25 protein-coding genes are annotated in these 26,079 nt (G+C 46.8%); 12 read left to right on the top strand and 13 right to left on the bottom strand.

Going from position 1 to position 26,079, the window contains the following annotated elements; all coding sequences use genetic code 11:
* Positions 1 to 475: 475 nt before the first annotated feature.
* From fre to trxA, 6 genes are all read right to left on the bottom strand, one after another.
* Positions 476 to 1,183: an NAD(P)H-flavin reductase gene (fre, locus tag AACT42_RS24780; protein WP_017049370.1), complete on the bottom strand. Its 708-nt coding sequence runs from the start codon at positions 1,181 to 1,183 to the stop codon at positions 476 to 478.
* A 14-nt stretch (positions 1,184 to 1,197) separates the two neighbouring features.
* A complete protein-coding gene (locus AACT42_RS24775) occupies positions 1,198 to 1,467 on the bottom strand; it encodes a 2Fe-2S iron-sulfur cluster-binding protein (RefSeq protein WP_013855397.1) in 270 nt (89 codons plus the stop codon).
* On the bottom strand, positions 1,464 to 3,320 hold the full coding sequence (gene ubiD / locus AACT42_RS24770; protein ID WP_029189858.1) for a 4-hydroxy-3-polyprenylbenzoate decarboxylase: 1,857 nt from the start codon (positions 3,318 to 3,320) through the stop codon (positions 1,464 to 1,466). Before ubiD ends, AACT42_RS24775 begins: the two co-directional genes overlap by 4 nt.
* A gap of 77 nt (positions 3,321 to 3,397) precedes the next feature.
* Positions 3,398 to 4,393 (bottom strand): hypothetical protein, encoded by a 996-nt coding sequence (locus tag AACT42_RS24765; protein WP_094133430.1) that lies wholly within the window; start codon positions 4,391 to 4,393, stop codon positions 3,398 to 3,400.
* 108 nt (positions 4,394 to 4,501) lie between these two features.
* Positions 4,502 to 5,761, bottom strand: a complete 1,260-nt coding sequence (rho, locus tag AACT42_RS24760; RefSeq protein WP_010319292.1) for a transcription termination factor Rho — start codon at positions 5,759 to 5,761, stop codon at positions 4,502 to 4,504.
* Between the two features lie 199 nt (positions 5,762 to 5,960).
* Positions 5,961 to 6,287, bottom strand: coding sequence for a thioredoxin TrxA (trxA, locus tag AACT42_RS24755; protein ID WP_010319293.1), 327 nt, complete (start codon positions 6,285 to 6,287; stop codon positions 5,961 to 5,963).
* Between the two features lie 111 nt (positions 6,288 to 6,398).
* On the opposite strand from trxA, the gene rhlB reads away from it, so the two are divergent.
* Complete coding sequence (gene rhlB / locus AACT42_RS24750) at positions 6,399 to 7,709, top strand: ATP-dependent RNA helicase RhlB (RefSeq protein ID WP_064626111.1); 1,311 nt, start codon at positions 6,399 to 6,401, stop codon at positions 7,707 to 7,709.
* Between the two features lie 7 nt (positions 7,710 to 7,716).
* On the top strand, positions 7,717 to 9,210 hold the full coding sequence (gene gppA / locus AACT42_RS24745; protein WP_017045714.1) for a guanosine-5'-triphosphate,3'-diphosphate diphosphatase: 1,494 nt from the start codon (positions 7,717 to 7,719) through the stop codon (positions 9,208 to 9,210).
* A gap of 105 nt (positions 9,211 to 9,315) precedes the next feature.
* Here the strand turns inward: gppA and AACT42_RS24740 are convergent, their stop codons facing one another.
* Positions 9,316 to 9,990, bottom strand: coding sequence for a 7-cyano-7-deazaguanine/7-aminomethyl-7-deazaguanine transporter (locus AACT42_RS24740; RefSeq protein WP_026028324.1), 675 nt, complete (start codon positions 9,988 to 9,990; stop codon positions 9,316 to 9,318).
* Between the two features lie 391 nt (positions 9,991 to 10,381).
* Between AACT42_RS24740 and gmk the strand changes: the two genes are divergently transcribed.
* The 5 genes from gmk (at position 10,382) to AACT42_RS24715 (ending at position 17,440) form a co-directional block, all read left to right on the top strand.
* Positions 10,382 to 11,005 carry a guanylate kinase gene (gene gmk, locus AACT42_RS24735; RefSeq protein WP_017044367.1) on the top strand — a complete coding sequence of 208 codons (624 nt, stop codon included), beginning with the start codon at positions 10,382 to 10,384 and terminating at the stop codon, positions 11,003 to 11,005.
* A 103-nt stretch (positions 11,006 to 11,108) separates the two neighbouring features.
* On the top strand, positions 11,109 to 11,381 hold the full coding sequence (gene rpoZ, locus AACT42_RS24730; RefSeq protein ID WP_013855406.1) for a DNA-directed RNA polymerase subunit omega: 273 nt from the start codon (positions 11,109 to 11,111) through the stop codon (positions 11,379 to 11,381).
* A 39-nt stretch (positions 11,382 to 11,420) separates the two neighbouring features.
* On the top strand, positions 11,421 to 13,541 hold the full coding sequence (gene spoT, locus AACT42_RS24725; RefSeq protein WP_017045712.1) for a bifunctional GTP diphosphokinase/guanosine-3',5'-bis pyrophosphate 3'-pyrophosphohydrolase: 2,121 nt from the start codon (positions 11,421 to 11,423) through the stop codon (positions 13,539 to 13,541).
* Between the two features lie 206 nt (positions 13,542 to 13,747).
* On the top strand, positions 13,748 to 15,826 hold the full coding sequence (gene recG, locus AACT42_RS24720; protein WP_094168042.1) for an ATP-dependent DNA helicase RecG: 2,079 nt from the start codon (positions 13,748 to 13,750) through the stop codon (positions 15,824 to 15,826).
* Between the two features lie 219 nt (positions 15,827 to 16,045).
* On the top strand, positions 16,046 to 17,440 hold the full coding sequence (locus AACT42_RS24715; protein ID WP_047688004.1) for a uracil-xanthine permease family protein: 1,395 nt from the start codon (positions 16,046 to 16,048) through the stop codon (positions 17,438 to 17,440).
* Positions 17,441 to 17,543: 103 nt separating this feature from the next.
* Here AACT42_RS24715 and envZ read toward each other — a convergent pair whose 3' ends face one another.
* The 3 genes from envZ to AACT42_RS24700 form a co-directional block, all read right to left on the bottom strand.
* A complete protein-coding gene (gene envZ / locus AACT42_RS24710) occupies positions 17,544 to 18,848 on the bottom strand; it encodes a two-component system sensor histidine kinase EnvZ (protein ID WP_017043535.1) in 1,305 nt (434 codons plus the stop codon).
* Between the two features lie 80 nt (positions 18,849 to 18,928).
* Positions 18,929 to 19,648 carry an osmolarity response regulator transcription factor OmpR gene (gene ompR / locus AACT42_RS24705; RefSeq protein WP_010319303.1) on the bottom strand — a complete coding sequence of 240 codons (720 nt, stop codon included), beginning with the start codon at positions 19,646 to 19,648 and terminating at the stop codon, positions 18,929 to 18,931.
* Between the two features lie 151 nt (positions 19,649 to 19,799).
* Entirely contained in the window at positions 19,800 to 20,786 is a 987-nt protein-coding gene (locus tag AACT42_RS24700; RefSeq protein WP_094134139.1) for a DUF3187 family protein, read from the bottom strand.
* Between the two features lie 282 nt (positions 20,787 to 21,068).
* Here AACT42_RS24700 and nfsB point away from each other — a divergent pair, with 282 nt between their 5' ends.
* Positions 21,069 to 21,722, top strand: a complete 654-nt coding sequence (gene nfsB, locus AACT42_RS24695) for an oxygen-insensitive NAD(P)H nitroreductase (RefSeq protein ID WP_094134140.1) — start codon at positions 21,069 to 21,071, stop codon at positions 21,720 to 21,722.
* Positions 21,723 to 21,725: 3 nt separating this feature from the next.
* On the top strand, positions 21,726 to 22,016 hold the full coding sequence (locus AACT42_RS24690; RefSeq protein WP_013855414.1) for a putative quinol monooxygenase: 291 nt from the start codon (positions 21,726 to 21,728) through the stop codon (positions 22,014 to 22,016).
* A gap of 7 nt (positions 22,017 to 22,023) precedes the next feature.
* On the opposite strand, the gene AACT42_RS24685 is transcribed toward AACT42_RS24690, so the two are convergent.
* Positions 22,024 to 22,956, bottom strand: coding sequence for a LysR family transcriptional regulator (locus AACT42_RS24685; RefSeq protein WP_013855415.1), 933 nt, complete (start codon positions 22,954 to 22,956; stop codon positions 22,024 to 22,026).
* Complete coding sequence (locus tag AACT42_RS24680; RefSeq protein WP_237666813.1) at positions 22,940 to 23,704, bottom strand: tRNA (adenine(22)-N(1))-methyltransferase; 765 nt, start codon at positions 23,702 to 23,704, stop codon at positions 22,940 to 22,942. Before AACT42_RS24680 ends, AACT42_RS24685 begins: the two co-directional genes overlap by 17 nt.
* 181 nt (positions 23,705 to 23,885) lie before the next feature.
* Here AACT42_RS24680 and AACT42_RS24675 point away from each other — a divergent pair, with 181 nt between their 5' ends.
* The 3 genes from AACT42_RS24675 to AACT42_RS24670 are packed head-to-tail and all read left to right on the top strand — an operon-like array spanning position 23,886 to position 25,396.
* Positions 23,886 to 24,236 carry a GlpM family protein gene (locus AACT42_RS24675; protein ID WP_064624188.1) on the top strand — a complete coding sequence of 117 codons (351 nt, stop codon included), beginning with the start codon at positions 23,886 to 23,888 and terminating at the stop codon, positions 24,234 to 24,236.
* 3 nt (positions 24,237 to 24,239) lie between these two features.
* Positions 24,240 to 24,344 carry an NUDIX domain-containing protein gene (locus tag AACT42_RS24880; protein ID WP_161441892.1) on the top strand — a complete coding sequence of 35 codons (105 nt, stop codon included), beginning with the start codon at positions 24,240 to 24,242 and terminating at the stop codon, positions 24,342 to 24,344.
* An 11-nt stretch (positions 24,345 to 24,355) separates the two neighbouring features.
* A complete protein-coding gene (locus tag AACT42_RS24670) occupies positions 24,356 to 25,396 on the top strand; it encodes an AbrB family transcriptional regulator (protein WP_064624186.1) in 1,041 nt (346 codons plus the stop codon).
* Between the two features lie 48 nt (positions 25,397 to 25,444).
* Here AACT42_RS24670 and greB read toward each other — a convergent pair whose 3' ends face one another.
* Entirely contained in the window at positions 25,445 to 25,927 is a 483-nt protein-coding gene (greB, locus tag AACT42_RS24665; protein WP_010319306.1) for a transcription elongation factor GreB, read from the bottom strand.
* Positions 25,928 to 26,079: the final 152 nt, after the last annotated feature.

Here is a 26,079-nt window from a genome sequence, read left to right as displayed (position 1 = left end):
AAAAAGTAATTTTAAAGCTATTGTTGTTCCAACAGAACAACAATGAATTGACTGTGCCAAAATCAAGTAAACTTGATTCTGATTGGTCACTCAGTTCATTGATAAATCTTTTTTGATTATCATCAACGAGTGCCCACACAGATTGATAGGTTTATATTGTTAAAGAGCGTTCTTCTCTGGCTTGCCGAGGCTTCCTTTGAAGAGGCGGCCATTCTAGCGAGATAATGAAAAGTGTCAAACACTTTATTAAATTATTTCGTCTTACTGATTTGACCTACTGATTGGCTGGCTATTGGGCTTGAACCCTTACTGGCTGTGCCGTGTCAGTGAGGCGGCATTATAGGGAGAACGAAGATGAGTGCAAGCGGTTTTTAATAAAAAATAAGAAAAACATCTATTTTGTTTAAATAGCAGCCACAAAGCGTCAAAAGAGAGCATTTCGCTCTCTTTTGATAGGCTTTAATCTCTCTCGATCTTAAATAAAAGCGTAGGCATCAGCAAACATGTGATCGCTTTTTGCATTTTTGTATTGGGTAAACTGTTCTCTTGCTGCTCCAGCCATATCAAAACGACCTGCAATATAAATGTCGTACGCTTCTAACGACTCGAAATCATCATTGATCGCTTGGAGTACATTGCCAACCTTGCCATTCCAACCTTCATCAGCCGTTTCAACAACAGGTACAAAGTGGATGTTCTCAAATTGCTGAGCAATCTCACTCAGTTCTGTTTTTGCATAGAGTTGGTAAACGTCTTTTGCTCCCCAGTACAAATAGATAGCGTTACTTTTCTTTTGGCTAATACAGTGATCTAAAATCGAGCGTACATAGCTAAAACCTGTTCCTCCAGCAATGAGTAGTAGAGGGCGCTCATTTTCTTTTACCCACGCATCACCATGAGGTGCATCTATATTGACTAAACCCTTGTTGCTTAATGCCGTTCTCATTTTCTCAACCACTTCCTGTGCATAAGCATTGTGCTCGGCGGCACCAATGTGCAACTCTAGTTCACCAGAACGGCAAGGACTGCTTGCGATAGAAAATGGACGTTTATCTTTCTCACCCATTTCTACCATGAGATATTGCCCAGCTTTAAATGCAAGAACACTTTCAGGTTGGAGGATGATTTTATAAGTATTAGAGGCTAATGGCTCAATTAACTTTACTTTACATTGGGTGGTCATGTTTTTCCTCTGACTTACTCTGCAAAAGTAAGTACTAAGTTACTTGTTGCAAAGGCTTGGCAAGGGAATATCCAACCTTGTCGCTGCTCTTCGTCAGTCAACATAGGTTCTAAGTTATATTCCACTACACCTTCTAATTTTCTGCACATACACATAGCGCATGCACCTATTTGACAACGGTGTGGAAAAGAGATGTTCTTGTTGAGCGCAGCTTCCAACACCGTTGTACCGTCTTGCACTTCAAAAGTATCGCCTTTCGGCAGCAAGATCACCGTATAAGTCATAAAATACCTAGCTCATCCCAGAGCGAGTCTATTTTGGTGACGACCTCGTGATCTTTTTGGATTGGCGTCCCCCACTCTCGCTGAACTTCACCAGAGAGTTTGTTGGTTGCATCCAGCAGGAGCTTGGAACATTGCCCTTCATTAGCTTCTATACGATCAGTATCCCGAGACGGATCCATGCGCGTGGTTATCGCCCAAATCACATCATTCCAATCTCGGATATTCACATCATCATCACAGAGCACAACAAACTTCAGGTTTGAAAATGTCTCTAAAAATGCCCATATCTTTTTTAACAGCTCTTGAGATTGACCAGCGAACGCTTTGTTCATGGATACAATCAAGAAACCATCATTAGAAAATGGCACTAAATAGATATCAACAATCTCAGAATGCTGTGCTCTAAGCTGATCCAAATGCTCAGCTTTGATCTGAGGAGCCGTTGATGGTGATGACTGTTGTCTTGTACCGTCGCTCTCAACATCCCATTTAATGGTAGCATCTAAGCCCATTTTGGAGCCTAGCCCCACCACTGGAGAGGCAAAATCAAGTGAATCAATCGGTGTATGTTCGATGAATAAAGTGTCTCGGACTGGGTCCATATGTGTTGTCATTGCATTGATAACTGAATTCCAATCACGAGCATCGACTGATTCATCGCACACCACCACATATTTAGTGTACATAAACTGGCGAAGGAACGACCAAACTCCCATCATGACTCGCTTTGCATGACCAGGGTATTGCTTTTTCATCGTCACCACCGCCATTCGATAAGAACAACCTTCCGGCGGCAAATAGAAATCGACGATTTCAGGGAACTGTTTTTGGAGTATAGGTACAAACACTTCATTTAACGCAACACCAAGTACAGCTGGTTCATCAGGTGGGCGTCCGGTATAAGTGCTATGGTAGATAGGATTGCTGCGCATTGTGATATGCGTAACCGTAAAGACACGATGCTTTTCAACTTCATTATAGTAACCCGTGTGATCACCATAAGGCCCTTCGTCAGCATATTCGTTTGGATCTATGTAGCCTTCCAGCACAATTTCCGCACTAGCAGGCACATCTAGATCATTACTGAGCGATTTAACCACTTCTGTTTTACTGCCTCGTAGCAATCCCGCAAAAGCATATTCAGAAAGCGTATCTGGCACTGGTGTCACCGCGCCTAAAATGGTTGCAGGATCAGCACCAAAAGCCACTGAAACTGGGAAATTCTCTCCGGGGTGAGTGTCCATCCAATCTCTTAAATCTAGAGCACCACCACGATGCGCCAACCAACGCATAATGACTTTGTTTTTACTGAGTTTCTGTTGGCGATAAATCCCGAGATTTTGTCGCTTCTTGTTTGGCCCTTTAGTGATGGTCAGCCCCCAAGTCAGAAGAGGAGCAACATCATCGGCCCAACAACTCATCACTGGGATTTTGTCTAAGTCAACATCGTTGCCCTGCCAAACAATCTCCTGGCAAGGAGCCTTGCGTAGTCGTTTGGTTGGCATGTTGAGCACTTGCTTAAATAAAGGCAATTTATCGATAGCATCTTTGAAGCCCTGTGGTGGCTCAGGCTCTTTGAGATAAGCCAGTAATTTGCCGACTTCCCTTAACTCTTGGACCTCTTTACGCCCCATGCCGATCGCGACGCGTTTTGCGGTGCCAAACAAGTTAGTGAGCACGGGAACCGTATAACCGATCGGGTTTTCAAATAGCAAGGCAGGACCTGCGGCACGCAAAGTGCGGTCGCTAATTTCCGTCATTTCATAATGAGGGTCAATCGGGCAAGTAATGCGTTTTAGTTGGCCTGTTTTTTCCAGATGGTCAACAAATTCACGTAAATCCTTAAAGCTCATAGGCCTACTACATCGCTGATTAAACTGCAGGCAGTATAACAAAAACAACCCATTAACGATCCCCAAATTTCATAGGGTTATTGAGAGAGGGCTTGCAAAATACCACGACTTTTCACCTGAGAATTACTCACCAGTAAATCCTTTAGCCAGCGGCTGTGTCCTTGCTCGACCAAAGCAGTGGCCACTAAATTGACCTCTTCATTGATTGACATTTTGGCTATCAGAAAGTCGCGGATATCAGGACGCATGGGGCTGATGCGAACTAATGCCTTAATCGCTTGTACTTTTAAACTTGGATTTTCACTGGCGGCCATGATCTGTTTTATCGCAAATTCATCGCTTACGCTGGCTAATCGTGTGAGTTCCTGCTGAATGGAGAAATCGACCCGCATCAGCCACAGGAGTTTATAGATTTTAGGATCTTCACTAACTTGAGCTAATCGAACCATCACTTGTGTGGAAGGCAACCATCCGGTCACTGGCTCTGATGTCAGTTGCTCAGTGAGCGCAGCTAAAGCACTTGGGGATAGTGTATCTAACTCGCGGATCAGTAACGTTTCGCGAATTTTTACTTGATATTGAGTCCCTGACAACCATGTTTTCAGTACTAGCTCTTGGCGCTCCGCCTTCACCAAGAAATCGAGAATGGTTTGTTCTTGCCGCCAACGCTTTAATAAACGGCTGGCTATCGCAGAAGAGTCAAAAGCTGGAGTTGAGAATTCATAGCCTTGTTCTTTTTCAACAACTTGGTAAGTGGGTGCAAGCGCTTGCTGCTCTTCAATGAAGATCACCATATTCGGCGTTAGCGCGAGATCCAACTGCTCGATTTTTTGCAGCAACAGAAAACGTGCGGCTTCTTGCGGTAATAGCGCTAAACGTTGTAATGAAAAACGCAAAGAATCAAATTCATCATGTACAGCGTACTGCAATAGCTCTGCACTTTTATGGCGCATTTGTTCTTCCTGAAGCCATTTTTGAGCTGTATCAGACGTTATTTCTATAGAGGCAGCACTTGGCCACGCACAAAATAAAAATAGCGAGAGGAGAAGCGACGACAACATTCCTTGTTGCATTTTAACCTCCTTGTAACATTTGGCCTATTGTGGAAGGTTAATGGGTCAAATGCAAACAAAAACGCCACCGATAAACGGTGGCGTTGGTCATACTAAACTTAGCGTCTATTATTGACGGCGCATCGCATCAAAAAACTCATCATTGGTTTTCGTCATCGCGAGCTTATCAATTAAGAATTCCATTGCGTCACTTTCACTCATTGGGTGAACGATCTTACGCAGAATCCACATTTTTTGTAACTCATCAGGCTTAGTAAGCAACTCTTCACGACGAGTACCGCTGCGGTTGAAGTCGATAGCAGGGAAGACACGTTTTTCCGCAATTTTACGGTTAAGGTGCAATTCCATGTTACCTGTACCTTTAAACTCTTCGTAGATAACTTCATCCATTTTAGAGCCGGTATCAACCAATGCCGTCGCAATAATCGTTAAACTACCACCTTCTTCTACATTACGAGCCGCACCGAAAAAGCGCTTAGGACGTTGCAATGCGTTGGCATCCACACCACCAGTCAACACTTTGCCAGATGACGGGATCACTGTGTTGTAAGCACGAGCTAAACGTGTGATGGAATCAAGCAGGATAACGACATCTTTCTTATGCTCAACCAAACGTTTTGCTTTTTCGATCACCATTTCTGCCACTTGTACGTGACGTGAAGCTGGCTCATCGAACGTAGAAGCAACCACTTCGCCTTTCACAAGGCGTTGCATTTCCGTTACTTCTTCAGGACGTTCGTCAATCAGTAGCACCATCAACACACAATCAGGATGGTTGTTAGCAATACTTTGCGCGATATTTTGTAGCAACATGGTTTTGCCCGCTTTTGGCGGAGCAACAATCAAACCACGCTGGCCTTTACCAATCGGAGAGGCAAGGTCTAGAACTCGTGCCGTAATGTCTTCTGTCGAACCATTACCACGCTCCATGATCATACGTTCATTGGCATGCAGTGGAGTTAAGTTCTCAAATAAAATCTTGTTACGTGCATTATCCGGTTTGTCGTGGTTAACGGTGTTAACTTTTAACAATGCGAAATAACGTTCGCCTTCTTTTGGTGGGCGAATTTTGCCGGATACTGAGTCACCGGTGCGTAAGTTGAAACGGCGAATTTGGCTTGGTGATACGTAGATATCATCAGGGCCAGCTAAATATGAACAGTCGGCGCTACGTAAGAAACCAAAACCGTCTTGAAGAATTTCCAAGACCCCATCACCAAATATATCTTCACCACTTTTTGCGTGCGCTTTTAGGATGGAGAAGATGATGTCTTGTTTTCTTAGACGCGCTAGGTTTTCGAGGCCTAGGCTCTCACCAAGTTTCACAAGATCAGACACAGGTCTGTTCTTCAATTCTGTTAGATTCATTGTGGTGGATACTTGTTTAGTCAAAATAGGATCTATTTTCTAGTTAAGATGGATTTTGGTCTCAGGATCGACCAAGAAGTGAACACTTGTCTAATTAACGTGCGATAAACTAGCACTAAATAATAGCCTAGTCTAGAGTTTGTTTCTTTTCAAAAAAACAAAGCCGTGCATCAGAAAATGTACGGCTTTGCGATACCTGTTATAGGTTTGCGTCCAAAAACTCTTTCAATTGAGTTTTTGATAACGCACCAACTTTCGTTGCAGCGACGTTGCCATTTTTGAACAGCAGCAAGGTTGGGATGCCACGAATACCAAACTTAGGTGGAGTACCTGCGTTGTGGTCGATATTTAATTTACCGATAGTCAGTTTGCCTTCGTACTCGCTAGCGATTTCATCCAAAATTGGCGCAATCATCTTACAAGGACCACACCATTCTGCCCAAAAATCAACAAGAACAGGGCCTGCAGCTTTGATTACATCGTTCTCAAAACCATCATCTGTAAGCTGCAAAATCTTATCGCTCATCTTCCACTCCAATATGTTTTTCTGCACTGATTATAAGCTAACCAGTAAATAGATGCTCTATTGGAATGTATTTACTTTCGTATTGCAAGCTTAAGCTGATATTCTATGGCGATGAAAAAGACACATATCACAGAGCAAAAGTTCGCCGATTTGGGATTACATCCTCAAGTTGTTGAAGGATTGGAAAAAAAAGGGTTCGATTACTGTACCCCGATCCAAGCCTTGGCGTTGCCGGTACTGCTCACCGGCCAAGACATTGCAGGCCAGGCCCAAACAGGGACTGGTAAAACGCTTGCGTTTCTCGCTGCTACTTTTAACCACTTACTAACAACCCCTGAACATGAAGGGCGAAAACCGACGCAGCCGCGTGCCATTATTATGGCCCCGACTCGTGAGTTAGCGATTCAAATTTATAACGACGCCGAACCTCTGATTGCCAGCACTGGCATCAAAGCCGCGCTGGCTTACGGTGGTGAAAGCTACGATAAGCAATTGTCTAAGCTGCAAGATGGTGTCGACATATTGATCGGTACAACAGGACGTATCATCGATTTCTACAAACAACACGTGTTTAACTTGAATAATATTCAAGCTGTAGTGCTGGATGAAGCTGATCGCATGTTTGACCTTGGTTTTATCAAGGACATTCGTTTTCTGTTTCGCCGTATGCCTGAACCTAAAGAACGCCTGAACATGCTATTTTCAGCCACGCTTTCTTATCGCGTTCAAGAATTGGCGTTCGAGCACATGCATAACCCTGAGCACGTGGTTGTTGAACCAGAACAAAAAACTGGCCATCGCATCCAAGAAGAGCTGTTCTACCCGTCTAACGAACATAAGATGGCGCTATTACAGACACTGATAGAACAAGACTGGCCAGATCGCGCCATCATTTTTGCCAACACAAAACACCGCTGCGACTCTATTTGGGGTCATTTAGCTGCAGATGGGCACCGTGTCGGCTTGCTAACGGGCGACGTACCACAGAAGAAACGTGAAAAGATCCTTGAGCAATTCACTACCGGTGATGTAGACATTCTTGTTGCAACCGACGTGGCAGCGCGAGGCTTACACATTCCTCAAGTCACACACGTATTCAACTACGACTTACCTGATGACTGTGAAGACTACGTGCACCGTATTGGTCGTACAGGTCGCGCAGGAGAGAGTGGTCACTCGATTAGTTTTGCCTGTGAAGAGTACGCCATTAACCTAACCGCGATTGAAGAGTATACCGGGCACGCGGTTCCTGTTTCTGATTACGATGCATCGGCGTTGATTGAAGACTTACCACCGCCAATTCGTCTGCGTTCTCGTAATCCTCAGCAGCGCCGTACTAATAACAATGGCCCTCGTACTGGCAACCGTAAGCCACAAAATCGTCGCCCACGTCAACCGCATCAAAGTAATAAGGGTTCGTAATCCATTTATGAGTAAAGCCGTCTCCTCGCCGCTCTACGCTGCCATCGACCTTGGGTCGAACAGTTTTCATATGCTCATCGTGCGTCATATTGATGGCAGTGTACAAACGATGGCCAAAATAAAGCGCAAAGTACGCTTGGCCGCCGGGTTAGATGATAACAACGCTCTTAGCCAAGAAGCGATGCAGCGAGGATGGGACTGCCTCAGTTTATTTGCGGAACGACTACAAGATATACCCGCCAGCAATATCCGTATTGTTGGCACTGCCACACTGCGTACAGCCACCAACGTTGAGCTGTTTTTAACTCAAGCCAACCAAATACTCGGCCACCCCATTCAGGTTATTTCCGGTGAAGAAGAGGCGGCAACTATCTATAAAGGAGTGGCTCACACTTCGGGTGGCTTAGGACGACGCTTGGTTGTCGATATTGGTGGGGCCAGTACTGAACTCATCATTGGTGAAGGGTTCGATGCCAAAGCGTTAACCAGTTTAAAAATGGGCTGCGTCACTTGGCTTGAGCGCCATTTTAAAGACAGACAGCTTAACGCGGCTAACTTTAATCGAGCGATCGATGCGGCAAAACAGACGTTAGCGCCTATCCTTGAGCAGTACACACAGTTAGGTTGGGATGTGTGCGTGGGTGCCAGTGGCACAGTACAAGCGTTGCAAGAAATTATGTTAGCGCAAGGGATGGATGAGGTGATCACTCATACCAAACTAAAACGCTTGCAAAAACAAGCGATGCTCGCCGATCACTTGGAAGAGCTTGATATTGAAGGCTTAACTTTAGAGCGAGCGTTAGTTTTCCCAAGTGGCCTATCGATTTTAATTGCCATCTTTGAACTGCTCGAGATTGAATCGATGACTTTAGCTGGCGGCGCATTGCGTGAAGGCTTAGTGTATGAAATGGTCGAAGAGCTGCGCCAAGATGACATTCGAACGCGTACCATCAATAGCGTTCAGGTGCGATATCAAATTGATGTTGACTACGCCAAGCAAGTGGCTCAACTTGCCCAATCGCTGCTCAAACAGTGTGGGGGGGAAGATTGGATTGCGGAACCGCAAGCTGAAATGCTGCTCACTACCGCTGCACAATTGCATGAAATAGGGTTAGCGATTGATTTAAAAAAAGGCGGTGAACACAGCGCCTACCTGTTACAAAACCTCGACTTACCCGGCTATACCCGTGCACAGAAACACTTTCTAGGCGAAATTGCTCGTCGTTATCGCGAGCAGCTCTCTTCATTGCCAGAGCAGTACGCTCTGTCGGGCAACAGCGCCAAACGGGTGTTACGTTTACTGCGCCTTGCCGTATTGCTCAGCCATCGTCGTAACGAGGCACTACAGCCTAAATTTACACTGCAAGCTCAAGGTGACCAACTGACTCTTCGGTTATCCGCCAAATGGTTAGCGGCCAATCCTCTCACCACCGCCGAGCTGGATATTGAAGCAAACCGTCAAAGCGACATTGGTTGGCCACTCATTATCGACCCATCATAGTTATAAGATGCAGACACATAAAAAAGCCCGAGCAGCACTTGCTCGGGCTTTGATTTTCTATCTTCCTAGTATAATAGCTTGCTACTCCACTACTGAACATTTCAACTACTGAGCATTGATCCCAACGGTTCGAAAATCAGGGTTGACCGCTGTCAGCTTCCGGATCAAGTAATTGAGCAGCACACCGTACATCGGCACAAACAGGCCTAAACTGATCACCAGTTTAAAACCATAATCGACCAAGGCAATTTCGGTCCAATGTTCAGCCATGAATGGATCGGGGCTTTGATAGAAAGCAATCGCAAAAAAAGCGACCGTGTCTAATGCATTACCAAATAACGTAGAACATGTTGGCGCAACCCACCACTGCTTCATCTGGCGCAGACGATTAAACACATGCACATCCATAATTTGCCCTAGCAAATACGCCATAAAACTGGCAATCGCAATACGAGCAACAAACAGATTAAACTCATGAAGCTGAGCAAGCCCTTGGAATTGACCTTCAAAAAATAGCACCGAGAGTGCATAAGAAACAATCAAAGCCGGTAACATCACTAAGAAAATGATTTTACGAGCCAACGCTGCACCAAAAATGCGTACAGTGAGATCCGTTGCCAGAAAAATGAATGGGAAAGTAAATGCGCCCCAAGTGGTATGTAAACCGAATACAGTAAAGGGAAGCTGAACCAGATAATTGCTTGATGCAATAATGATCAAATGAAATAGCACTAAAAGTGCCAAAGCTTTGCGCTGCTGCGCAAGGGTAAAGTAACTCATTGTGTACCTTTTTAGTTTGTTTTGGGGGCGAGGGAACCCAAATCGAAGAATTAGTCTTGCATTAATTTATAGGCTTACCACGCGATCATATCCAAATCACGAGCTCAGCGGCGGGCGATTATACAGCAATCCCTCTCCTCGACAAGCCTTGAAATAAGAGCAAACGTTTACCCATTGAAGAAAATATCACCGTTTTAAAATTTCCCTTTCACAGCTAAAGGCCGACCTTTTTGTTGTAGACATCCATGGGAACGTGCTACTCTTCGCCTCCATTTTTTCTGGCCTTATTTTCATTTTCTAGGATGAAACTCTCTGGGTCAGTGCTATCTTTTAACATGCTGATAGACGCAAATATCAGTATTCAATCCTAACCTAACGTGGAACAGAACAGATGGGCAAAGGTACTCTTTATATCGTCTCTGCACCCAGTGGTGCAGGCAAATCAAGCTTGATCTCTGCGATGTTGGAAACCAACCCAACCTATGCGATGAAAGTCTCTGTTTCACATACCACACGCGGCATGCGCCCGGGCGAACAAGATGGTGTTCACTACCATTTTGTGCAAAAAGAGCTGTTTGAAGAGTTGATTACTAAAGGTGAATTTCTCGAACATGCTGAAGTATTTGGCAACTACTACGGCACCTCTAAGGTATGGATTGAAAATAACCTCAACAAAGGCATTGACGTTTTTCTTGATATTGACTGGCAAGGCGCGCGTCAAATACGCGACAAAATGCCGGATGCAAAAAGTGTGTTTATCCTTCCTCCTTCAAAAGAAGAATTGGAACGCCGCTTGAATGCTCGTGGTCAAGACAGTGAAGCCGTCATTGCTAAACGTATGAATGAAGCTCAAGCTGAAATCTCGCATTACACCGAATACGACTATGTCATCATAAATGATGATTTCGATGTGGCATTAATGGATTTCAGAGCTATTTTACGTGCTGAACGATTGAAGCAAGACAAGCAAGCTGCTAAATATAACAGCATGCTCAACGCGCTACTGGCGGAATAATCACCCGCTCAAACAAGGCAAAGTCTATCGCTAGTATAAACAAAGATTAGACTGTATACTTTCTCGTCATTTAAAAATTTTTAGTTAACTATTTGGAGTTCTCATGGCACGCGTAACTGTTCAAGACGCTGTTGAAAAAGTGGGCAATCGTTTCGACCTAGTTCTGATTGCGGCTCGCCGCGCTCGTCAAATGCAAACTGGCGGTAAAGATTCATTGGTGCCAGAAGAGAACGATAAGCCAACCGTTATCGCTCTGCGCGAAATCGAAGAAGGTCTTATCACGAAAGATGTGCTTGATGCTCGTGAGCGCCAAGAGCAGAAAGAGCAAGAAGCCGCAGAATTGGCCGCCGTAAGCAGCATCGCTCACAACCGTTAATTCTGCCATTCAAATTCAACAACCTTCCGGGCCTATAATTTGTATCTATTTGATAGCCTTAAAGACGTTGTCCAAGAATACCTAACAGAGCCTCAAATTGAGGCTCTGCGTCAATCTTATGTGGTCGCACGTGAAGCCCATGAAGGGCAAACCCGTTCTAGCGGCGAACCTTACATCATTCACCCTGTTGCGGTTTCTCGAATTTTGGCTGATATGCGCCTTGATTTGGAAACGCTACAAGCAGCGTTATTACATGATGTCATCGAAGATTGCGATGTCACTAAAGACGATCTTGAAGCGCAATTTGGTCACGCCGTGGCGGAATTGGTAGACGGGGTTTCTAAACTCGACAAGTTGAAATTTCGTGATCGTAAAGAAGCCCAAGCCGAGAACTTTCGTAAGATGGTGCTGGCAATGGTGCAAGACATTCGCGTTATTCTCATCAAACTTGCTGACCGCACACACAATATGCGTACCCTTGGCGCATTGCGCCCGGATAAAAAGCGCCGTATTGCCCGTGAAACGTTAGAGATTTACGCACCTCTTGCTCACCGCTTAGGGATTCATAACATCAAGACTGAGCTAGAAGAGCTTGGCTTTGAAGCATTGTACCCAAATCGTTATCGCGTATTGAAAGAAGTGGTAAGATCCGCTCGCGGTAACCGCAAAGAGATGATCCAACGCATCCACAGTGAAATTGAAGGCCGCTTGCAAGATTTCGGTTTGAAAGCACGCGTGGTCGGCCGTGAAAAGAACCTGTTCTCCATCTATAACAAGATGAAAACCAAAGAGCAGCGCTTTCACACCATTATGGACATCTACGCTTTTCGAGTCGTGGTCGACACTGCAGATACTTGTTATCGTGCATTAGGCCAAGTTCATAGCTTGTACAAACCTCGCCCGGGGCGCATGAAAGATTACATCGCCGTGCCCAAAGCGAACGGCTACCAATCTTTGCATACCTCGATGGTCGGCCCACACGGCGTCCCAGTTGAAGTGCAGATCCGCACTGAAGACATGGAACAGATGGCCGACAAAGGCGTGGCTGCTCATTGGTCTTACAAAGGTAATGGCGAACGCACTGGCACCACCGCGCAAATTAAAGCTCAACGCTGGATGCAAAGCCTACTTGAGCTACAACAAAGCGCTGGCAACTCGTTTGAGTTTATTGAGAACGTTAAGTCGGATCTTTTCCCTGATGAAATCTACGTCTTCACACCCAAAGGCCGCATCGTTGAGCTGCCTGTCGGGGCAACTGCGGTTGATTTTGCCTACGCGGTACACACCGATGTCGGTAATACCTGTGTTGGAGCTCGTGTTGATCGAAACCCTTATCCGTTAAGTAAATCACTGAAAAACGGCCAAACGATTGAAATCATCAGCGCTCCTGGGGCTCGTCCTAATGCCGCTTGGCTCAACTATGTGGTCACGTCTCGCGCTCGTACTAAGATACGTCAAGTGCTTAAAACCATGCGCCGTGAGGAATCGATCACACTTGGTAGACGTTTGCTCAATCACGCGCTGGGTGATCTTTCACTCAGTGACATCAGTGACGAGAACATTAAGCATGTGATTGGTGAGCTTAAAATGGCCACGGTCGATGATCTGCTGGCCGCGATTGGTTTAGGCGAACTGATGAGTATTGTCATTGCGCGTCGTCTGCTTGGCGATGCTGATGAGCTGACCGAAGTGGAAAGCAATGATGGCAAACCGAAAAAGAAACTGCCGATCCGCGGCGCTGAAGGTATTTTGCTCACGTTTGCTAACTGCTGCCACCCCATCCCAGACGATCACATCATTGCGCATGTCTCTCCGGGTCGTGGTTTAGTGGTGCATCGTGAAACCTGCCCTAATGTTCGTGGCTACCAAAAAGAGCCGGATCGTTACATGGCGGTTGAGTGGTCTAAAGATTACGACCAAGAGTTCATCACCGAACTGAAAGTGGACATGCAAAACCACCAAGGTGCGTTAGCGGAACTGACGAATGTAATCTCGAAAACAGGTTCCAACATTCATGGCCTCTCCACCGAAGAGCGTGATGGACGTTTGTATACTGTTACTGTGCTGCTGACCACCAAAGATCGCATTCACTTAGCAAACATCATGAAAAAAATTCGTGTGATGCCTCATGCACTGAAAGTGCGACGCCGGAAAAATTAAACTATCCAAATAAATAAAACCCCTTGCGGCTAACCACTCATGGGGTTTTTTATTTGCCGATACCCTACTTCATCTTGCATTTTAGACGTCACTATTCAAATTAGCCGATGGCCTGCCGCTTATCGACCATTACATGATTTTATGCTGTACAAAAAAACAGTTCGATGGTTGAATAATACATAACGATACTGTTAATGAGCCCTGTTATGTCACAGCTACTGTCCGCGATTCCTCTCACCTCACTCTCTGGCGTGGGTGCTAAAGTGGCTGAAAAACTGGAAAAGGTTGGCTTAATCAGTGTGCAAGATCTGCTGTTCCATCTCCCTTTACGTTATGAGGACCGCACACGGATCTACCCTATCGCTAAATTGCATCCCGGGCTTTGGGCCGCCGTGCAAGGTAAAGTCATGGCGGTGGATACGGTTTTTGGCAAACGCAAAATGCTCACAGTAAAAATAAGCGATGGTAACGGCACCATTACGCTGCGTTTTTTTAACTTTACGGCTGGGATGAAAAACAATTTTGCTGAAGGTAAGTTAGTGCACGCTTACGGTGAAATTAAGCGTGGTGGATTCGGCCTTGAAATTGTTCATCCTGATTATAAATTTTATGCTCCTCAGCAACAGCCAGATGTCGAAGCTAACTTAACACCCGTTTACCCAACAACCGATGGCCTGCGCCAACTCACGCTACGCACACTCACTGATCAAGCATTAAGTTTACTCGACAAAGTCGCCGTACAAGAATTGCTACCTGCCGGGTTGTATGATCACCAAATTACGCTCTCTGAAGCGCTGCACATCATTCACCGGCCGCCACCGGGCATTAACCTGCAACTGTTTGATGAAGGGAAACACCCGGCGCAGGTTCGCTTAATTATGGAAGAGCTGTTGGCGCAAAACCTCTCCATGCTGGCTGTACGCCATCAAGGCCAGCAAGATATCGCATTGCCGCTGGCTGGGTCTGGCAAACTCAAACAACAGCTGCTTGCACAACTGCCTTTCTCTCCCACTAAAGCACAAACACGTGTTGTGACAGAGATCGAAGCCGATCTGGCACAAGCTCACCCCATGATGCGTTTAGTACAAGGTGATGTGGGCTCAGGGAAAACCTTGGTCGCTGCATTAGCCGCCGCACGTGCTATCGAACATGGCTATCAAGTAGCATTAATGGCACCGACAGAATTGCTGGCCGAGCAGCACGCGATTAACTTTGCCAACTGGTTTGAAGCAATGGGCATCCAAGTCGGCTGGCTGGCGGGTAAATTAAAAGGCAAAGCGAAAGAAACAGAACTGGCTCGCATTGCCAGCGGTGAGGCAAAAATGATAGTGGGTACTCACGCTCTTTTTCAAGAACAAGTTGAATTTCATCACCTTGCGCTCGTCATCATTGATGAACAACACCGCTTTGGCGTCCACCAGCGTTTAGAACTGCGTGAGAAAGGGGCGAAGCAAGGCGCATATCCGCACCAGTTGATCATGACCGCAACGCCGATCCCACGAACTTTAGCGATGACTGCTTACGCTGATTTAGAAACCTCCGTTATTGATGAACTGCCACCGGGACGAACGCCCATTCAAACTGTCGCAATCCCAGATACAAAGCGTGATGATATCGTCGAGCGCGTACGTCATGCCTGTTTGAGTGAAGGAAAACAGGCTTATTGGGTCTGTACTTTGATTGATGAGTCTGAGGTGCTAGAAGCGCAAGCCGCCGCCGACACAGCGCAAGAACTACAACGCACTCTGCCCGATGTCAAAATCGGTTTGGTGCATGGCCGAATGAAGCCGAGCGAAAAACAAGCGGTGATGCAAGCCTTTAAAAACAATGAACTGCACTTGCTGGTTGCCACAACGGTGATTGAGGTTGGCGTTGACGTGCCGAATGCGAGCTTGATGATCATCGAAAACCCTGAGCGTTTGGGCTTAGCACAGTTGCACCAATTACGCGGCCGCGTAGGGCGAGGCTCTGTCGCCAGTCATTGCGTATTGCTTTACCATGCACCACTATCGAAAACCGCGCAAAAACGCTTGGGTGTACTGCGTGAGAGCAATGACGGTTTTGTGATTGCCCAACGAGACTTAGAAATTCGCGGTCCGGGTGAGCTGCTTGGTACCAAACAGACCGGCCTCGCGGATTTCAAAATTGCGGATTTAGTCCGTGACCAACGTTTAATTCCTGAAGTACAGCGCATTGCTCGCTACTTACACGACCATTATCCAAGCCACGCGACCGCCATTATCGATCGCTGGTTAGGAGAGAAGGACATCTACGCCAAAGCATAAGATTGTTCGTTCTGTATTCCCCTCTCCACTTACACAGCAAAGCAAACGTTTGCTTTCTTGCGTAAACCCTCTATAATTTCGCCAATTTTTTTAGTGAACTACTCACTTATCCAGTCCGAGCAGATTCTGATTAACAGCAATCACAGATGACGTGTCTGCTCCACTTAGTGCTCCCACTCAGCGAACGCTAAGACAACAACGCACCATTAGGAAAACAGTATGACTATCCACAACGCTTCGCGTAAGTCTGATTTGGTTTATCAACTCAACGATAGGCCACCGCTACCCCAAACCATTTTCGCCGCTTTACAACATTTGCTAGCCATGTTTGTTGCGGTCATCACCCCTTCGCTCATTATTTGCCAAACACTTGGTGTTTCTGCCGAACAGACCAACACCATCATCAGCATGTCGCTGTTTGCATCTGGCTTATCCTCCTTTATCCAGATCCGCACCATTGGCCCGATTGGCTCCGGTTTACTTTCTATCCAAGGCACCAGTTTTAACTTTCTTGGGCCAATTATTGGCGCAGGCTTGTCATTAAAAGCGGGTGGTGCAGATATCAGCACTATGATGGCGGCGATCTTTGGCACCATTTTAGTCGCTTCTTTTGCTGAAATCCTATTATCACGAGTGCTGCAATACGCGCGCCGCGTGATCACGCCGCTGGTGTCGGGCATTGTGGTCACCCTGATAGGCTTAACACTGGTACAAGTTGGTTTAGTTTCTATGGGTGGCGGCTATGCTGCGCTCAGCGATGGCACTTTTGGCAGCTTAGACAAACTGGCATTGGCGGGAACCGTGCTTGGGCTTATCGTGTTGCTCAACCGCTCAAGTAACCCATACATTCGCGTAGCATCGATTGTGATTGCGATGTTCGTTGGTTATATCATGGCCTACTTGATGGGGATGGTGAACACTGATTCACTGAGTGAAACTGCCCTGATTGCACTACCAATACCTATGCAGTTTGGTTTGGGTTTTGATTGGTCACTCTTTATTCCTCTGGTACTGATTTTCTTGATCACCGCATTGGAAGCGATTGGTGATATCACCGCCACTTCCGAAGTGTCGGGCGAGCCTGTCAAAGGGCCGATTTACATGAAGCGTATTAAAGGTGGTGTGCTGGCTGATGGTTTGAACTCCGCGCTGGCGGCGGTCTTTAACAGTTTTCCCAACTCGACCTTTAGCCAAAACAATGGCGTAATTATGCTCACCGGGGTTGCCAGCCGTTATGTGGGTTACTTTATTTCCGCCATGCTGGTGTTGCTCGGCCTGTTCCCAGGCGTGGCAAGCTTTGTACAATTGATTCCTGAACCGGTACTTGGCGGTGCAACCATCGTCATGTTCGGCACCATTGCAGCCGCAGGTGTGCGTATTATTTCCCGTGTGGATCTCGACCGCCGCGCGATTTTAATCATGGCACTGTCGTTTTCGATGGGGTTAGGCATTGCGCAAAAGCCAGAGATTCTGCAATTTATGCCCGAGTTCATTAAGAGCATTTTTTCATCCGGCGTAGCGGCTGGCGGTATCACCGCCATTTTGCTCAACTTGCTACTGCCAGAAAAATTGCCACGCGAAGAAGAAGAACTCGAAGAGCTCAAAACCAACTGATTGCATGGATGGGCCCAAAAACTTCGGTCAGCAGCCGAAAAAGCATAAACCGCAAACACAATGGGCTCAGTTGAGCCCATTGTGTTATTTAGTGACTAAGCCCTTATTTGGTCGGGAAGCTCAGTTGCGCTTTGAGTCCACCTTCACTGCGGTTACTCACCACAACGCTGCCATGATGCTGGCTAACAATCCGTTTCACTATCGCCAAACCAAGCCCTGTGCCTTCACTGCCGCGCGCGGTATCACCACGCGTAAAAGGTTCAAACACTTTACTCACTTGGCTAGGATCAATACCCGGGCCATTATCCTCCACACAAACCCAAGCCATTTTGTTATCTGCGGTACTGCCCGTGCTCACCTTAACCCAACCATTGCCATAACGAATGGCGTTCACCACTAAGTTGCTCACCGCGCGTTTAATGGCGATCGCATTGCCAAAGGCTGGCTGCATTGGTAAATGCAGCGCGACATCGATTTTGATTTCGTAGCCCCCTTCGGCAGTGGCGACATCATTGGCGATCTCATTGAGATCAACGGCGGTAAAGGTCTGTTTATTGACGGGTTTAAGGTAGTCCATAAACTGACTGATGATCTCGTTACACTCTTCCGTATCACTGATGATCCCTTCGGCGAGATAACTCTCTTCTGGAGACATCATTTCCGTGGCTAAGCGAATACGAGTCAGCGGCGTACGTAAGTCGTGGCTGATCCCCGCCATCAATAATGAGCGATCCTCTTCAAGTGCTTGGATCCCTTTCGACATTTGATTAAACGCCAACGTCACCGCGCGAATTTCAGAAGCGCCTTTGAGCGGCAATGGCGGCGGGTTCTCACCTCGGCCAACGGCTTTGGCGGCTTTTTCTAAGGCAATTAAAGGACGATTTTGCAGACGAATAAACAGCCATCCCCCTAATACGATCAGTAACGCCATCACCAAACTATTGTGAAATAGTGGCGCAAAATCCTCTTTTTGCAACTCAGAGAGAGGGATGCGTATTAATGACCCCGGAAAAGAGTCCACTTTCATCCATAAAATATAACTCTCTTTACCCAAAATCATCCGCACATCGGTCGGCGAGCCGAGCTCATTGCTCATCTCCTCGCTCATCAAATCAATGCTGATGGCATCGTGATACTCTTGGGCCATCTCACTCTCTTCACCATGAATAGTGACACCCAACTGCTCTAACACTCGGCGGCGCTGTAAGGCGTCCATTCCCAGCTTCGATGTATTGTTCGCCGCATCATCCAGCATTAGGTTGATCTCATGGCCCAAAATCTTATTGAACTGCTGCAAACTGGGCATCAAAGCATAGTTAAATACGGCGTAATAAGAATACACTTGGCTGGCGATCAGCAATGAAAAGAAGAGCAAAATCGATTGAGTAAAGGAACTGCGAATGCGCATAGGAAAACCCGCTATGAACGTACTATCAAAAAGGCGACAAAAAAGCTCCTGTGGGTTAACCGACAGGAGCTGATTGAAATTTAAGACTCTTTACCATCTGGAACGAAGACGTAACCTAAGCCCCACACCGTTTGTATGTAGCGTGGTTTGCTTGGATCCACTTCAAGCATGCGACGTAAACGCGAGATTTGCACATCAATCGAGCGCTCCATTGCGGAGTATTCACGCCCTCTTGCCATATTCATCAACTTATCGCGCGACATCGGCTCACGCGCATTGGTGACTAAGGTCTTCAATACGGCAAATTCACCGGAAGTGAGCGGCATCGGCTCATCGCCACGGAACATTTCGCGGGTACCTAAATTCAGGCGAAACTCACCAAATTCAACCACCGATTCTTCAGCACTTGGCGCGCCGGGGGCTTCAATCACTTGGCGGCGTAGCACGGCTTTGATTCGCGCCAGTAGTTCACGCGGGTTAAACGGTTTGGGCAGGTAATCATCCGCACCCACCTCCAAGCCAACAATACGATCCACTTCGTCGCCTTTAGCGGTCAGCATTAAAATCGGCAACATGTTATTGGCGTTACGCAAGCGGCGGCAAATAGACAAACCATCTTCACCCGGTAACATCAAATCAAGCACCATTAAGTGGAAGTTTTCACGAGTGAGCAGGCGATCCATCTGTTCGCTATTGGCGACACTACGCACCAGAAAACCTTGCTCTGACAAGTAACGCTCAAGCAATGCACGTAAACGCGCATCATCATCCACCACTAAAATTTTATAGTTTTCTTGCATCTGAGATCCCACCTAATTCTGAGCTTCAGCCAATATCAAACCGAGCGAGTAAAATGTAACACCGTTGCGGCTAAAATCATGCAAAGAATTGTTAACGTTTATGTCTTTTGTCGCGCTTCGTTGTTAGACACTAAGCGGATAACATCGTTTGTCAGTTCGGCTCTTTATCAAAGCGGCCAAAACGATAGCGATAGCCTAAACCAAAGGCAATATCGGTGCTGTTGTTGGCATTAAACATATTTTCGACCGCAGTAACTTCAATCGCTGAATGGCTCATTTGATAACGATACCCCAAAATAAACTCGGTCGATGGTTTAGAAAAGTCATCCTCGCCCGTTGAAAGGCCTTGATAGAATGAGACCTGCCCAATCAGATAATGGCGTTCTAACCACTGATATCGATAACTGGTACCCATCGACCAAGTGCTCGAATGATACTGGGTTTGGCCTGGTACATTGGTCGGGTTGCGAAAGGTGATAGCCAACAGGGTATCAAGTGCATGCTTACCTCTTCGGTAGCCATAATTGAGCTGCACCGCTTGTTCAAACTCGGACAGGTTGAATATTCCATAGTGTGGATCGTTGTAATAGAGTGAAACTCCCAATGACAAACCGTGATGAGGCTTATCCACCATCTGGTACTGTAAATAGCTGGTCAACGCACGGCTCAATGTCTCGCCTCGGAACGCTTCCTGATCAATGCCGTATTCTGGCATTTGAATGATGAAGCGATCGTTATCGACATCCTCACGCCCATTTTGATCAATGCCAAACCAGTCATGAAAAGCAAGTGTTAAGCCATCTAAATGATTATTGGCAGCAAAGTTCCAACGATAATTAAGCTCAACCTGCCACTTCGAAGAGAACTGCCATTTACCGCCCATTGCAAGCTGATTCTGGTAATAATCCAAACTATAGTGGGGAGTGATCGCCCAAATGCTGGCGATAGTCGCGCTGGTGTAGAGCTCCGCTTCTTCCTCTAGCATCGAAAAGCCGGAGCGAAGTTGCGCAGAAAGGCTATTGGTATGCAGTGGCGATTGCACATAGCTTTGCGCAGGCCCGTAGTCAATGTCCGCCCACGCCGAGGGGATGGGAAGAGAAAAGAGAATAAACCAACAAATGCACTTACACTCCGTCATGCATACTCTCCGGCCAAAGCAACCTTTTGAATATATTAGACAATCATTAACGCTTAGTGAGTGACCATATCCCTTAATGATGATCTACCGTACACATTAAGTGTATGCGCTAATTCAGAAATATCATGAGATAGTGCTAACTTTTTCCGCAAGCTAGGGCGTTTTCAAATTCGGATTATCAAATTTTTTTTGAAAATGAATTAAGTAAGAGGCGGTTTCTTGTTTGGACTCAGTCCGTTATCTTAGCGCCATCTCGAATGTTATCTTCCCTAGGAGGGAAAAATGAATATTGTTCAAGCATCGCAAGCGCGCTATTCCACCAAAGCGTTTGACACCAACCGTAAACTGACTGAACAGCAAGTCGCTGATATTAAAGAACTGGTACGCATGAGCGCCTCTAGCGTCAATTCGCAGCCTTGGCATTTTATTTTGGCGGCTAGCGAGGAAGGCAAAACGCGTATCGCCAAAGCGGCGCAAGGTCAATTTTCCTTTAACGAACGCAAAATTTTGGATGCGTCTCACGTGATGGTGTTTTGCGCCAAAACCGATATTGATGATCACTACTTATTGACGCTGCTGGAAAACGAAGAGAAAGATGGCCGCTTTGCCAATGAAGAAGCCAAAACAGGCATGCACGGTGGACGCAGCTATTTTGTTAACTTGCATCGAGAAACGCTCAATGACGCCGAACACTGGATGCAAAAACAAGTTTATTTAAATGTTGGAACACTGCTGCTCGGAGCGGCTGCGATGGGCATTGATGCTGTCCCCATTGAAGGATTTGATGCCGAGGTGCTCAACCAAGAGTTTGGCCTGACTGAAAAAGGGTTCACCAGCTTAGTAATTGTACCGCTCGGTTACCACAGCGAAGAAGATTTTAACGCCAAGCTGCCGAAATCTCGCTGGTCAGAGCAAACCGTCTTTACTGAGTTATAAGCCATGATCCACTTATTAGCCGAAATCAAAGCCCTTCCCGACTCAATAGAGCGAGTGCAAGCTATGCTTGAAGCGCTGCTTGAACCAAGCCGCAACGAAACAGGCTGCTGCCAATATGAGCTCTATCGTGATAACTCGATTGACGGGTTATTCTTGATGCAGGAGATTTGGTGCTCAGAGGAGAGCTTGCAACAACACCAGCAGAGTGCGCATTTTCAGCACTTTCAACAACAGCTTAGCGAGCAAGAGGCATTGGAATACCTACAAATCCGCCCGCTAACGTTTGTTGGCTAATGCGGGATTAACTCTCACGCTGTTTGATGGCTGTCAGTACCGCTTGTCGTTGCTGGCAGCCTTTTCCACGAATAAATTCCTGAAAAGCGCGAATGGTTGGGGTGATCAAACGTCGGTCTGCGCACACGATATAAATTGGCACTGGCCCACTTTCCCATTGCGGTAAAATGCGCACTAAGCGCCCATCAATAATATCCTGACTGATATCCATTAATGACTTATTGGCAATGCCTTTACCTTTAACAGCCAATCGATGTACCACGTCACCATCGTTGCATGCAGGGTTTCCTTGCACTACCACACTCTGCGTTTCGCCCTCTCGGCTCAAAACCCACTTATTATGCAGCGTGTCGGCCAGCATATAACAAAGACAATTGTGATGTTGCAGATCGTCAGGATGGAGGATAGGTGGATGCGTCGCCAAATATTCAGGCGAGGCGCACAACACGCGCTCGTTTGATTCACACAGCGGCATCGCAACCAAATTGGAATCAGCAGGATGGCCATAACGAATCGCAATATCCATCGGGTGAGCATACATATCCGCTAAGCGATCGGAGAGATCCAGTTTAACAATGACGTTCGGGTGCAAAGCAATAAATTCATCGATCCAATCCAGCAATAAATTGCGTCCCAAATCCGAAGGGGCACTGAGGTGCAGCTTCCCCGCTAGTTGACCGCGCGCGCATGCTATCTGATCGAGCCCTTCTTGCAACGTGGCAAGGGCTGTCTGAGTTTTGGCGAGGAAAATCTCCCCCTCTTGGGTTAAGCGCATATGACGTGTCGAGCGGACAAAGAGCGGAAACTGCACCTGCTCTTCTAAGCGGCGAATGGCGGCACTGACCGCGGCCGTGGTCAGCGATACGCTGTTGGCCGCCTTAGAAAAACTGCCTTGGCGTGCGGTTTCGACAAACAAGTTCAGATCATTGAGTGCTTTCATCTTCTCCGCCTATTGGGCTATTTCCATCGCTAAAATTCCCATGACAAGTGATATTAATCGGCTGATAGGCTTGCCAACACTTTTGCGCGCTAACATCGCCGCCTTGCGCTTTACGCTGATAATGCTGTTGCAATTGCGTCAGATAACGCTGGGCAATCATTTTTTGCTCATCATTGGCCACTTGCCAGATCGATTCACCGACCAAACTAAGGGGTGGTAATTTTGGTTCTCTACCTCGTACTGCAGGCGGATGAATCTGCACGTTCAGCAGCTCGTAGATACGCCGATTCTCTTCCACCAGTTGTTCCTGTTGTAATCTCGCGCCCAGTGTTATCAACTGTTCACGTAAGGTATAGCCGTGATGCACAGGACAAAGCAGAAAATCGAACGAGCGATGCGGATAACGCTCAACCAGCGCGGCAATGAATTCACTCATTAAATCACCGCCAACCCCAGCGATGATCAGTAGATGCGAGCCAGAATGGCTATCAAGCGGCAAATCGCGCACATCAAGGCAATGTGCACGCCAGCGCGGTAACGACGCCGTTGCAGGGAAATAACGCGTTAAATCAAGCGTCACCTTTTCAATCAACGCTGGCACAATATCTACAAAATGCACCACACTATTTGGACAGCGCTTCAGTAACGCCGCGCCAAGCAAACCGTGATCGCAGCAGCAATCCCAAATATGATCGTAGTGGCGGTTGATCTGCTGTACTAACTGCGTGAGCCGTTTTCCTAATTTCATCTTTGCCCAACCAAGCCGCATGATACAACATGCCGCCGAATAAAAAGAGTGGCGGCCATTTTACTTGGATTTGAAGAAATGTTGCAGAGAAAATAACAAACCCGCCAATGAGCATTTCTACTTATTCAGTGAGTGATTTATAGTGGGCAACACTTACCCTATTCTGACAAAAGGACATGTCATGGCGGCTCTGTTTTTCAAGTGCTTACTTGGTGCGCTTGCAGTGTTAATCATTGCCCTGCTCTCTAAAAGCAAAAGCTTTTTTATTTCTGGTCTTGTACCGCTGTTTCCTACCTTCGCTCTGATTGCGCATTACATTGTCGGCACAGAACGCACGATGGAAGACCTGCGCACCACCGCGTTGTTTGGCCTTTACTCGCTTATCCCGTATGCGGCATATCTGTTGGCAGTATACTACTTCAGTTATTGGCTACCTCTCACCAGTACACTGGTATGTGCCACTCTGGTGTGGTTGGCATTCGCTGCATTATTGTTAGTAAGTTGGACACGTTTAAACCCTGCGATGGCCTAAACCATCATCATCCCCAACGGTCATATCGATACGGGAGAAAGCCAAACGCAAGCACTACAACGTGAAGTGCTAGAGGAACGATGGCATTTACGCTGCACAATTTATTAAGGAAAGACATAATGTTCGAAAGAGCTTCTTTTACTCTGTTTATTCACATTGTGGTGATCGCAGCTGTTGCGGCGAGTGTGGGAAGCTTGCTCGCCATTCCGCTTTCTGAAATGTTTATTGCCGCAGCTTTGGTCATTGTGCTGCATAAAAAACGCCTCTTATCCATCCACGTTCCTAACGGGTTATTGTTGACGGTGCAAATTGTGCTCGGCATCAGCGTTGGGGCGACCATCAGTTTAAGTCAACTGGGCGAAACCTTAACCCTACCGGTGATTATCGGTTTGGTTTGCTGCTTAAGCTTGCAGATCGCCAGCAGCTTTCTTTGGCTCCGCAAAAGAGAAGGTTGGTCACCGTTTGAATCTCTACTCGGTGCGGTACCGGGCGCGATGGCAGCGATTTTGGTGATCAGCGAATCAAGCCAGACTCCTTCAACCAAAGTGGTTTATTCGCACTCGGTGCGCTTGATGATCCTCACGTTACTGGCTCTTTTTATCTCCAATAGCACGCCCGACGTTGCCCCTGTTGAGAGCAGTTTGACGATTTACGCGTGGTTGATTTTCTTTGCGCTTGCGCTGCTTAGTCTACTGCTGGGCAAAGGCTCGACCTTGCTCGGTATTCCTGCGCCCTATATGTTGGCGGCACTGCTGGTCACGGCCAGTTTCAATAGTTTTTCGACAGGCATTACGCTACAACTTCCAACATGGATGGTGGTATTCGCCACCGCACTGCTGGGTATTTTGATTGGCGCACGCCTTGCCGATACCACATTGCGCGAAGCCATGGCTTATTCGCGCGCAGGTGTGATGGTTACACTGATTGGTCTGCTGGTCGCCGTCGCCATGTCTGGCTTGTTTGCGTTACTGCTGGATAAATCTTGGGTGGTATTACTTTTAGCTTGGGTCCCCGGCAGCGTAGAAGCGATGACCGCCGTCGCCCTACTGCTGGGCATGGAACCCGCGTTTGTGATGATCAACCACGCCCTACGGCTACTGCTGCTCTACTCGCTACCCGCCGTGTTGAAAAAGCCGTTAGAGGCGTTGCGAAGCAAGTGAGATGAGAAAAATGAGCGACCGAGGAATATTTTGAACCGAATACTCCGTTCACTGCCCTTTTTCATACTCAATCGAGTTAATAAACCACTCTTTGATACCGGTGGGCGTGGGCACTTGCACCTCGTCATCAACCTCTTTTTTCAGCAGAGCACGCGCCATCGGTGAATCGATGGATATGTAATCTTTCGCGTCACCGTAAATCTCTTCTGGACCCACAATGCGAAAGCGCTTTACATCACCCGCTTCATTTTCAATTTCCACCCAAGCACCGAAAAACACTTTCCCCTCTTGTTGAGGCGAATAATCAACTATCGTCACTTCCGGTAAAAATTTTCTCAAAAAACGAATTCGGCGATCAATTTGGCGTAGTAAACGCTTATTAAAGGTGTAGTCTGCGTTTTCAGAGCGATCCCCTAGGCCAGCAGCCCAAGTGACTATTTTGGTAATTTCTGGCCGTTTTTCATGCCAAAGATGGTCATGCTCTGCCTTTAATTTATTGTAGCCCTCACGGGTAATCAGTTTGGTCTTCAAGATCTTTTCCCATTACACACTGCCGCACATTCAAGGTAGCCGCGGGTTATACATTCATCACGATGGCTTGCTACTATACTGTCATTTTCGCTCGGCACCAACTGACTGAGCTTATCTTTAGCCACTAAACTCATCTTCGGTTTTAGCGCTGC

This window comes from Vibrio sp. V15_P4S5T153 (assembly GCF_963874485.1).
Classification (GTDB): Bacteria; Pseudomonadota; Gammaproteobacteria; order Enterobacterales; family Vibrionaceae; genus Vibrio; species Vibrio anguillarum.
Note: the sequence above shows the minus strand (reverse complement) of the source record. Positions and strands in the feature narration are given on the sequence as shown.